Origin of the sequence: Chamaesiphon sp. OTE_8_metabat_110, assembly GCF_031382685.1 — a bacterium.
Lineage (GTDB): Bacteria > Cyanobacteriota > Cyanobacteriia > Cyanobacteriales > Chamaesiphonaceae > Chamaesiphon.
Genome location: NZ_JANMZA010000678.1, coordinates 1 through 10,358, shown reverse-complemented (window position 1 = coordinate 10,358; position 10,358 = coordinate 1). Strand labels below are relative to the sequence as shown.

Here is a 10,358-nt window from a genome sequence, read left to right as displayed (position 1 = left end):
GGAGATGATTACCCCCGAAGAATATGTCGGGACTTTGATGGAGCTGTGTCAAAACAGACGCGGTGAATTCAAGGACATGAAATATCTCACCAAAGGGCGAACCACGGTAATTTATGAGATGCCTTTAGCGGAAGTCGTGACTGATTTCTTCGATCGGATGAAGTCAAATACGCGCGGTTATGCAAGTATGGAGTATCAACCGATCGGGTATCGCGAAAATCATTTGGTTAAATTAGATTTGATGATTAATGGCGATCCTGTCGATGCCCTAGCAATGATCGTCCACCGCGATAAAGCTTATAATGTCGGTCGGGCAATGACTGAGAAACTCAAAGAATTAATCCCCCGTCACCAGTTTAAAGTCCCGATTCAAGCCGCGATCGGTAGTAAGGTTATCGCCAGTGAAAATATCCCCGCACTGCGAAAAGATGTCCTCGCAAAATGTTATGGCGGTGACATTTCGCGGAAGAAGAAACTGCTCCAAAAGCAAGCTAAAGGTAAGAAACGAATGAAGTCTGTGGGGACGGTGGATGTGCCGCAGGAAGCATTTATGGCGGTGTTGAAGTTGAATAAGGACACCTAGCACCATCTCATGCTTCGGTGCGTTACGATTGGGCGATAACGCACCCTGCGAGCTACAAACTAATGGCAATTTTAATCAGCACGGAGGATGAATACGGACAGTTTTTAGCTGTGGCGGAACGCTTAACTTTTAAGCAAAACCAAACGCCTGAAGAGTCAGCATTATACGACTTAGTGACGATGTTAATATAGGCATATGAGCTACAACATTACGAGATCGATCGAGCTTCGCCATCTGAAGTGTTGCAGCATATCATTGAATCTAGTGGGATCGATCGGGCAGAATTAGTTAATATTTTTGGATCGAGTGAATCAGTCTCGCAAGTTTTGGCAGGAGCGAGATCGATCGAACCAAGTTGGGCACAGGCTTTAGGTAATCGATTCAAGTTATCACCAAAAATATTCTTACAATCGTGCAAGTATGGCAACAGTTAACTGAGTACTTGTTTATCTCCGAGAATATTGCACGATAATGAGAAAGTGTTGCTTGCAAGCGTAAATTTTATCCGATATTATTATGGCGATTCGACAAGATACATTGTGGGAACAGTTTTTATCACCGTTGATTCGCGGCTTGCTAGATAAAGAGCAAATGATCGCAGTGCGCGATCGCATCGACTGGCAGGATACAATCGATCGATATCAATTACCCGCATTTGTCTATCCAGAGTACTATCACACTCAAAACTATCATGGGATCGAGGGTGGATATTTAACTCAGACGGCGGCGATTACCTACGATCCGATTACGCAATACGTCTTGCCACCTTACGAGCCGTGGGTGCGCCAAGGTTTGATAAATGAAGTGCGATCGCGACCCCAGCGAATTCTCGATCTGGGCTGCGGTACGGGTTCGATGACTATTCCACTCAAAAAAGCCTTTCCGGATGCCGTAGTGACGGGTTTAGACTTGTCTCCGTACATGTTGGCAGTAGCGGAAGACCGCGCGCGCAAAGCAGGTTTAAATATTAAGTGGCAACATGGCACAGCGACGGAATTAACCCAGTTTGAAGCGGGTAGTTTCGATACGATTACCGCTGCGTTATTATTTCATGAAACGCCGCCTGCGATCGCGCAAACTATTCTCACCGAAAGTTATCGTCTGCTAGCTCCCGGCGGCCAAATCCTGATTCTCGACGGCAATCAAGGCACGCTTCGCAGTCTGGATTGGCTCAATAATATCTTTGAAGAACCCTACATCCAAGCCTACGCCGCTGGCAATCTCGATGCCTGGTTAGGTAAAGCCGGATTTGACGATGTACGCACCAAAGATGTATTTTGGCTAAATCAAGTCACAGTAGGCTTTAGGCTCTAGGCTTTAGGCTTTACGTTTTAGGGGCGCAAGCGTCCCAACTACTAATTACCAATTCTCAATTATCAATTCTCAATTCTCAATTAATTAAGTGTGGTTTTAAAAGCAGTTTTATTTGATTTCAATGGAGTCATTATCAAAGATGAAGCAATTCATCGATCGCTAATCGACGAGCTATTATTAGGGGAGAATTTAACACCCCAAGGTAGACAATTTTGGCAAGTATCTGTCGGTAGAAGCGATCGCGCCTGTCTGAAAGAGTTATTGAAACTGCGAGGGCGATTTGTTACTGATGAATATTTAGATAAGCTAATTGCTAAAAAAGCAATCGCCTATCGTCAAAAGTTAGAGCAGCTTGAGGCTTTACCTATTTATCCCGATGTGGTGCAGTTTATCGAGCAGATGTACAACAGCCAGTATAAATTGGCGATCGTCACAGGGGCAATCGGTTCGGAAGTAGAGCTGGTTGTCAAGCAGGCTAAAATCGGGATGTTCTTTGATACGATCGTCTCTGGCGATGAAATTAGTCAGAGTAAACCAGATCCGGAAGGGTATTTACTAGCGATCGAGCGGTTGAATAAAATTTATCCAGATCTGCATTTATTACCGTCGGAATGTTTGGCGATCGAGGATACTTTTGCAGGGATCGAAGCGGTTAAAGCCGCTGGGATTCAAGCAGTAGCGATCGCCCATACTTATCCATTTCATATGTTACAGCGGCGAGCTAATTGGACGGTCGATACTTTTGCAGATTTAGAGTTAGATCGACTGAATGATTTTTTTGGTGGTGCTAAATCGGGTGATGAACAGCTAGCATGACACTTCACTCTAGAGCGATTGCCGCACATTACCTACTCAAACAGCCTGTTCCCGATCGCGCCCAAGTCGATCGAGGATTTTTAGCGCTAATTCTGGCTTGTCAGTAATTATTGCTGAAATATACTTACTGCTGAGCAGCTTAAATAATCGCCACTCATCATTAACAGTCCAGACATAAACTTCTCTTTTGAGCAACTTCATGCGCCATAAGAAACCAAACTTTAACAGCCGAAAGTGAGGTGCCACAAAGTCTGCTCCTGTTCTCAGTATTCTATATTCTGGGAAAAACTGAGCGAAAATACTTGATAAGGGAAATTTGCCGCTAACTTTCCCCAGCAATAAACCTGTTTTAATTTGTGGATCTAAATCTTTAATTCTCCTAACCGAAGCATCATTAAAAGACTTGATGACAAAATCAGAATATTTTAAGTATTTGGTAGTCAAAGCCACAATCCGATCTTCATAGCCTTCCTCTTTAAGTTCGATGTCTAGGGCGATGCGATCGCAACATAGTTTGAGAATATCTTCAAATAACGGAATATCAAAGCCCTTGCTTTGGGCGATCGATCTCAGTTCGTGATATGGAAGATCGCTAATATTAATGTTATCGATCGCGCGATCGTGATAACTGATGAGGTAGCCATCTTGGGACATCCGCAGATCGAATTCAATTTGGTGAATACCGATTTCATTGGCGCAGTCTGTCAGTAAGAGTATTGCTTTTTGGAAAGCTTCAATTGTATTCTCGAATTTTACAGTAGCTGTATTGCCTCGATGAGCGACGATGCTGATTTTCAGCGGCTGCGCCAACGAGACCTGACGGTGCCTCTTATTCATAACGAGCGACCAATGATGATATGCGATCGAAGTTTTGCTAAGTTAGCAAGTTACCTCCAGTTTTCTCTATCATAAGTCAACCTCCTGAAAGTATCTGTGGTCTATCGATCGCAAAAAGCCCGCTCTGTTGGAGAATCGCGTTGTGTGTTAATATGATGCTAGTGTGCGGGTGTAATTCAGTGGTAGAATGTCACCTTCCCAAGGTGAACGTCGTGGGTTCGAGTCCCATCTCCCGCTTTTTTGTACATTATATGTACATTTCATCGATATTTGCATGTTCAACAGTCTCGATCCGATTTGGCTATTTCTGGGCGGCTTAGTCATTCGGTATGGAGGCGACTTACTCAAACTCATCTTTCAATTTGGACTGCAACGTGTATTGTGTCAGATTACGATCGCGGATACCAATCCGATTTATAGTGCGATCTGTTGGGAACTAGAACGCACTGGCAAAGTTTATGACTTTAGCGAACTGATCTATACTTCCATTTCATTAGTGCCACCCGCGATCGAGTCACCCACCCTCAAAACCAAACTCCAACCGCGCTCGGGGTGGATTGGGATTGGCTATCAGGGCGCGTATATCGGCATTCATCGGCATGACTTTAAAGTTACCGATTTGCAAAATACCCAGCTAATTACCTTGGCAACATTGCGCTGGTGGCAACCTCAGATGCTCGACTGGTTGAGCAATATCGAGCAAAACTACAACATCGAAGCACCCCTGATCGTCCGGCTGATTGGCGGGACAATTTCGATCGTGCGGACTCAAACCAAGCGACGCCGGGAAACTCTCGCCCTGGATATCGTCACTGAAACCGAACTCTTCAAAGATCTCGATCGCTTCCTCGTCAGTCGGGATCTCTATCGCCAACGGGGCATCCCCTGGCGGCGGGGATATCTCCTCTACGGCCCCCCAGGTACGGGTAAAAGCTCGCTAATTCAGGCGATCGCTAGTTTTTATGGTCGGCAGCTTGTTTCCCTGTCCCTGACCGACATGGACGATAGTGCCCTGCTCCGTGCCTGGTCGGAAATTACCGCCACTTCGATCGTCGCGTTAGAAGATATCGATAGTGTTTTTTCCGGTCGCAAACCTCTGGGGGAGCTATCTTTTAGTGCGCTCCTGAATACCCTAGATGGCGCAGGAGCCGTCGAAGGGAGCATTACGATCCTGACTACCAATCATCGCGAACAGCTCGATCCAGCCTTGATTCGCCCCGGTCGGTGCGATCGCGAATTCGAGCTAGGTTATCTGACCGCTCAAAGTTGCGCCAAGATGTTTGTCTGTTTCTTCCCCGACCCGCAATTAGGTGAGTTAGTCGCGCAGCAGTTGGGCGATTATCGGGTTTCTCCAGCGGCTTGGCAAAATTATCTTCAGTGTCAGGATAGTGGGGAAGCGGCGGTGGCTAATTGCAATTTTGCTGCTTTACAAGTTGTCGAGTAATTGGGGATGAGATACTCTCGATCGACTCTTTTAAATGTTGTCTGGATCGATACCCAATTCCCGTAATTTAGCAGCTAATTTGTTCGAGCGGTCTCGTCCTTGTGCCACTTGTACTTGGGCTTGCAATACTCGATCGCGTTCTTGTGCCACTTGTGCTTGAGCTTGCAATACTTGCGCTCGTTCTTGTGCCAGTTGTGCTTGAGCTTGCAATACTTGCGCTCGTTCTTGTGTCACTTGTGCTTGAACTTGCACTACTTGTGCTCGTTCTTGTACCACTTGTGCTTGAGCTTGTCTGATTTGCTCGGCTGGCGTAGGATAGCGTCGATTGTGTTCGTTATACCAATACAACCAATCTCGCGTTAATCCACCATAATCGCCGCGCTCATAGCCGATACCCAGCCCAATTTCCGGCATCCAAAACGGATTACTATCTTGCAACTCATACTTGTCATTTACAAGTTTGTGAATCTCTAGTTTCGGCTTGCGTCGCCGCTTGGAGTTGTAAATGACATAGTATAAGACGCCCATTCTGGCATATTCGTCGAGCTTGCTGGTATATTCTCGACCGGGAGTACCCGAAACTACTTCCAGCACAAAACTTGGTACGACTTGCTCTTCCCATAGTACATAGCTGGGACGCAGTTCTTCATCATAAAATCGCTCGACACCTAAACTCAAGAAACCATCAGGCACGATCGGTGGTTGCTCTGGATGATAATAGATTCCCATATCGATCCCAAAGAACCAATCCATCCGATCGACCCATAAGATCTGTAAGATCGATTTGAGCAAGCCAGGTATGAGTTCCTGAAGTTCATTATCCACTGGAGTATCGTCAGAGCAGGGTAATTCGTCGGCGGTGGGTAGGTATCTGGGTAGTTCGTACTGGAACATGGCTACTATACCAAAAGATCTATCAACATTTTACTCGTTTGTTCTACAAATGTCTCCCTGACAGATAGATCGCACAGAATAAAACCCACTCCAATATCGATCTTCTCGATCGATTGGAGCGGGTTTTGCAAGTTTTTTAGAATTTCTAGCGGTAGATAGTAATTTACTTACGCATCATCTAGAGCAGCAATTCCAGGTAAGACTTTGCCTTCTAGTAATTCTAATGAAGCACCGCCACCTGTCGAAATGTGGCTCATTTGGTCGGCTAAATTAGCTTTTTCTACCGCTGCAACTGAGTCGCCACCGCCGATAATCGTAATCGCGCCAGTTTTGGAGATTTGAGCGAGAGTGTCGGCTACGGCAAACGTACCAGCCGCAAATTTGTCCATTTCAAATACACCCATCGGGCCGTTCCAAATTACGGTTTTGCAGTCAGCTAGAGCAGCTTGGAACACTTTAATAGAATCAGGGCCGATATCTAATCCCATCCAACCATCGGGAATGTTATTAACATTAACGACTTGGACATTTGCATCAGCAGCAAATTTATCAGCTACGACAACATCAGTAGGTAATAAAAATTCAACGCCGCGTTCTTTCGCTTTAGCTTCCAGCGCCCGAGCGAGGTCTAATTTGTCATCTTCAACCAAGGAGTTACCAACTTTCAAACCGCGTGCTTTGTAGAAAGTGAAAATCATCCCACCGCCGAGGAATAATTTGTCGCACTTATCGAGGAGAGTTTCGATTACACCGATTTTACTCGATACTTTAGAACCACCGACGATCGCGGCTAACGGCTTTTGCGGCTTTTCGATCGCGTTTTGGAGATATTCCAATTCTTTTTCGATTAAGTAACCAGCAACTGAAGGACTCAGATACTTGGTGACGCCTTCTGTCGAAGCGTGGGCACGGTGTGCGGTACCGAAAGCGTCGTTGACATATAAGTCAGCATTCGCCGCTAATTTCTTCGCAAATTCGGGATCGTTTTTCTCTTCTTCAGGGTAGAAACGGACGTTTTCAAGCAGTGCAACTTGTCCATTTGCCATTGCCGCGATTTGTCTAGCGACTTCATCGCCGATACAGTCATTGCATTTGACTACATCTTGCCCTAATAGCTCCGATAATCGCTTGGCAACGGGAGTCAGACGCAATTTCTCATCGACACCTTTGGGACGACCGAAGTGGCTGCTGAGGATGACTTTAGCACCTTTACCAGTCAGATCTTTGATGGTGGGCAGCGCCGCCCGAATCCGGGTATCGTCGGTGATATTTCCGGCGTCGTCCACAGGTACGTTAAAATCAGCGCGAACGAGGACGCGCTTCCCGGTGAGATCGGCAGCGGATAGGCTGGCAATGGACTTCTTAGACACTGGTTAAACTCCTTAAAACTAGTTGGTGGTTAATTTTGTTTTGATATAAAAGCTGAGAAAATTTAGTAATACCGAATATGCGTACTGTATTAAAGAAAACATTTAGCTCTGCCGTTTCACAATTCTACCGGAAAACCCGTGTAGATTTGTTACCAATCTCGATCGAGTTGGAACTGGAGATCGAAAATGAGATGATGTAAGAGGATAAACGCCAGGATTCCTTAGCCTCGTGTCATTATGTTTAACAAAATCCTATTCCCACTCGATCGATCTCGCGAATCTCAAGAAGCCATTAATGTGGCGATCGATCTGGTACAGAAATATCAAAGCAAGCTAACTTTATTATCGGTCGTCGAGACACCAGATCTCGATGCCGAAGTCCTCGAAGATCCCGTGATGCAATCTCCAGACGCGATCGATCGGTTGCTACATGCGGCGCAGGAACTATGTGCCCAGCGCGGGATTACAGCGGAAATCTTGCAGCGGGAGGGTAAGCCAGCGTTTACAATCTGCGATGTGGCTGACGAACTCAATGTCAATCTGATCGTGATGGGGAGTCACGGGATCGGTTTGGATTTGGAACATACAGCCGAAAGTGTGGCGAGTCGAGTGATAAATCTCTCGCCATGTCCGGTGTTAATCGTGCCGTAGGGATAGTGAATAGTGGATAGTGAATAGTGAATAGTCTGCTAAATAACCCAAGTTGCTATTTATAAGCAAAGCAGTTAGAAACCGCTCCTCTGCGGCGATAGCCTGCTGGAGCCAAATGCAGACGCTATGAGGACTGACATATCAAAACTTACTTCTATTAACTATCCACTATCCACTATTCACTATTTATCCATCATCGCTGGTAAATCTGTGACACCAGGCTGATAACCCATTTGATTGAGCAAAGTTGTAAGTTGTCCGCGATGGTGCGTTTGGTGGTTGAACATGTGCGTTACTAGCAACCAGTGAGGGCGGGTGCGGGTGAATCCCGAACTATTGGTATATGTAAAATCTGTATTCAGCCAGTCTGGAGTTAAATCTTGCGCCCAATCGATAATCGTCCGTTGGCGTAGCCTTTCCTTGGAAAATCGAGTCGTTCCCGTTCGCTCCGTAACTCGCTAAAATCACTATATAGATCCCCATCGAGTTTGGCGACAAATGGTGCTTGTGTAAATCGACCCAGCCAAATTCGGTCGGCAACCAGAATATGATTGAGAGTACCATGTACCGATTTAAAAAAAGCCCCGCGATCGGATTTGCGATTGCCATCGGGAATCTCAGCACAGACAGCATATAGCTTCTGATTCATCCATTTATTGTATGTCGCGATCGTCCTGTAGTAATCCATAACTGTTCGGTATCGGGTTGCAGGTATTTATTTAGTATTAAATTCTCAGAAATTTGGGATGTATGTCCGATCGCCCGATCGGTGGCACGACCTAAACATTTATAATAATAGCAAGACATGAAACCTAGATGGTGAGCTGAAAACTAGATGGTGGGCAGCGGCTCGCGCTCTGGAGGTTCCCTCCAGGTTGAGCGAGACAAGACAGTGCCCACCCTACTTAATGGCTATTACCTTTTACCTTTTACCTTTTACCTCTTACCCCTTACCCTCTTCCCCTCCACCCCATGCCTTCTGTAATTGTAGATAGCAAAAACCGCCTGACAGACTTGATTAAGCGTTACCGCGATCGGGTGGATTATTTGGCGATTAGACTAGAAGAGTCCGAAGGGACAGATATTTTGATTCGGGGTGATAAAGTCGAAACCCTGAGCGAAGATCTCGCCGTCGGCGGACAAGTGCGCGCGTGTTATAAAGGTGGCTGGGGTTTTGCGAGTTTCAATCGCTTGGAAACATTAGCCGAACGGATCGAAGAAGCGATCGCCGCCGCGCGAATTATCGGTGAAGATGAGACAATATTGGCACCGATCGAGATTATTCAGACTAGTTGTAGTTTACCGCTGACAGGTACCGATCCGCGCCACATCCCGATCGCACACAAGAAGACACTGTGCGAACATTACAATCATATTTTACAGACTACCGATCGGCGGATTGCCACGACTTCAGTTCGCTATGGTGATAGTGCCCAGCATATCGTCCTGGCGACTTCCGAAGGTACCCTAATCGAGCAATCGTGGATCGATATGGAGATTCGGTTTGCAGCTACAGCGCGGAATGGCGATACCGTCCAAACCGGACGCGAAACCCTCGGCTCCCGCAAGGCTTATGAAGACACCATCGGACTCGATCGACAGGTCGAGAGTGCCGCTCAACGTGCCGTTGCTGCCCTGTTCCTGCCCCCGGTCAAGGGCAATGCCTATACAGTGGTGATCGACCCCATTTTGACAGGCTTGTTCGTTCATGAGGCATTTGGACACCTCTCCGAAGCCGATTCGATGTATGAAAATCCCGACCTGTTGGAAGTGATGACAATGGGGCGGCGCTTCGGCTGCAACGATTTACAAATCTTCGATGGTGCGGCACCAGAAGGACATCGCGGCAGTTATTTATATGACGATGAAGGCACTCCAGCCACGACGACGCAATTAATCGAGGATGGCGTATTGGTAGGGCGACTGCACTCGCGGGAGACGGCGGGGAAATTGGGTGAAACGGCGACGGGAAATGCTCGGTGCCTAAATTACCATTATCCTCCGATCGTGCGGATGACGAATACTTGGATCGATCGGGGACATACGCCCGTCGCGGATCTATTTGCGGATATCAAAGAGGGTGTATATGCCCGCAACTGGCTCGGCGGGATGACAAACGGCGAGATGTTTACCTTTAGCGCGGGTGAAGCGTGGATGATCCGCAATGGGGAAATTGCCGAACCAGTGAGGGATGTGACGCTATCGGGGAACGTGTTTAAAACGTTAGGCGATATTGAAGGTATCGGCGATGATTTCTATTGGGATGAATCCGGCGGCTGTGGTAAAGCCGGACAAGGCGGCTTGGCGGTTGGGGTTGGCGGGCCGAGTCTGCGGATTCGCGATGTAGTTGTTGGGGGCGATATGGACGACTTGGAGGATGATGAGTAAGGAAATGCCCGAACAGTTTATCGCGGCGTGGACAACGTTCTCTTAATTTTTATCATAAACG

Annotated in this window: 11 protein-coding genes, 1 tRNA gene and 2 pseudogenes; 9 read left to right on the top strand and 5 right to left on the bottom strand. The window is 46.8% G+C overall.

Annotated features, from left to right (window positions below):
* The 4 genes and pseudogenes from RMO52_RS24495 to RMO52_RS24480 all read left to right on the top strand — a co-directional run.
* Positions 1–583 (top strand): annotated as a pseudogene (locus RMO52_RS24495) (elongation factor 4); the annotation flags it as partial.
* Between the two features lie 62 nt (positions 584–645).
* The gene (locus tag RMO52_RS24490; RefSeq protein ID WP_310419606.1) at positions 646–774 is read left to right on the top strand and encodes a hypothetical protein; all 129 of its coding nucleotides are present in this window, start codon (positions 646–648) and stop codon (positions 772–774) included.
* 325 nt (positions 775–1,099) lie between these two features.
* Positions 1,100–1,897 carry a class I SAM-dependent methyltransferase gene (locus RMO52_RS24485; RefSeq protein ID WP_310419603.1) on the top strand — a complete coding sequence of 266 codons (798 nt, stop codon included), beginning with the start codon at positions 1,100–1,102 and terminating at the stop codon, positions 1,895–1,897.
* A gap of 90 nt (positions 1,898–1,987) precedes the next feature.
* Positions 1,988–2,713 carry an HAD family phosphatase gene (locus RMO52_RS24480; RefSeq protein WP_310419600.1) on the top strand — a complete coding sequence of 242 codons (726 nt, stop codon included), beginning with the start codon at positions 1,988–1,990 and terminating at the stop codon, positions 2,711–2,713.
* A gap of 36 nt (positions 2,714–2,749) precedes the next feature.
* Here RMO52_RS24480 and RMO52_RS24475 read toward each other — a convergent pair whose 3' ends face one another.
* On the bottom strand, positions 2,750–3,550 hold the full coding sequence (locus RMO52_RS24475) for a glycerophosphodiester phosphodiesterase (protein WP_309742336.1): 801 nt from the start codon (positions 3,548–3,550) through the stop codon (positions 2,750–2,752).
* 165 nt (positions 3,551–3,715) lie between these two features.
* On the opposite strand from RMO52_RS24475, the gene RMO52_RS24470 reads away from it, so the two are divergent.
* Both RMO52_RS24470 and RMO52_RS24465 read left to right on the top strand, forming a co-directional pair.
* A tRNA-Gly gene (locus RMO52_RS24470) sits at positions 3,716–3,787 on the top strand.
* A gap of 37 nt (positions 3,788–3,824) precedes the next feature.
* Positions 3,825–4,994, top strand: a complete 1,170-nt coding sequence (locus RMO52_RS24465; protein WP_310419597.1) for an AAA family ATPase — start codon at positions 3,825–3,827, stop codon at positions 4,992–4,994.
* A 30-nt stretch (positions 4,995–5,024) separates the two neighbouring features.
* Here the strand turns inward: RMO52_RS24465 and RMO52_RS24460 are convergent, their stop codons facing one another.
* Both RMO52_RS24460 and RMO52_RS24455 read right to left on the bottom strand, forming a co-directional pair.
* Positions 5,025–5,888, bottom strand: a complete 864-nt coding sequence (locus RMO52_RS24460) for a Uma2 family endonuclease (protein ID WP_310419594.1) — start codon at positions 5,886–5,888, stop codon at positions 5,025–5,027.
* A 167-nt stretch (positions 5,889–6,055) separates the two neighbouring features.
* Complete coding sequence (locus RMO52_RS24455) at positions 6,056–7,258, bottom strand: phosphoglycerate kinase (RefSeq protein WP_309739901.1); 1,203 nt, start codon at positions 7,256–7,258, stop codon at positions 6,056–6,058.
* Positions 7,259–7,335: 77 nt separating this feature from the next.
* On the opposite strand from RMO52_RS24455, the gene RMO52_RS24450 reads away from it, so the two are divergent.
* Both RMO52_RS24450 and RMO52_RS24445 read left to right on the top strand, forming a co-directional pair.
* Positions 7,336–7,458, top strand: a complete 123-nt coding sequence (locus RMO52_RS24450) for a hypothetical protein (RefSeq protein ID WP_310419591.1) — start codon at positions 7,336–7,338, stop codon at positions 7,456–7,458.
* Positions 7,459–7,495: 37 nt separating this feature from the next.
* Positions 7,496–7,909, top strand: coding sequence for a universal stress protein (locus tag RMO52_RS24445; protein ID WP_309739896.1), 414 nt, complete (start codon positions 7,496–7,498; stop codon positions 7,907–7,909).
* A 182-nt stretch (positions 7,910–8,091) separates the two neighbouring features.
* Here RMO52_RS24445 and RMO52_RS24930 read toward each other — a convergent pair.
* Both RMO52_RS24930 and RMO52_RS24430 read right to left on the bottom strand, forming a co-directional pair.
* Positions 8,092–8,597 (bottom strand): annotated as a pseudogene (locus tag RMO52_RS24930) (DinB family protein).
* The gene (locus RMO52_RS24430) at positions 8,555–8,716 is read right to left on the bottom strand and encodes a hypothetical protein (protein WP_309739892.1); all 162 of its coding nucleotides are present in this window, start codon (positions 8,714–8,716) and stop codon (positions 8,555–8,557) included. Before RMO52_RS24430 ends, RMO52_RS24930 begins: the two are co-directional and overlap by 43 nt.
* Positions 8,717–8,881: 165 nt before the next feature.
* Between RMO52_RS24430 and RMO52_RS24425 the strand changes: the two genes are divergently transcribed.
* Positions 8,882–10,297: a TldD/PmbA family protein gene (locus RMO52_RS24425; protein ID WP_309739889.1), complete on the top strand. Its 1,416-nt coding sequence runs from the start codon at positions 8,882–8,884 to the stop codon at positions 10,295–10,297.
* The last annotated feature ends 61 nt before the right edge of the window (positions 10,298–10,358 follow it).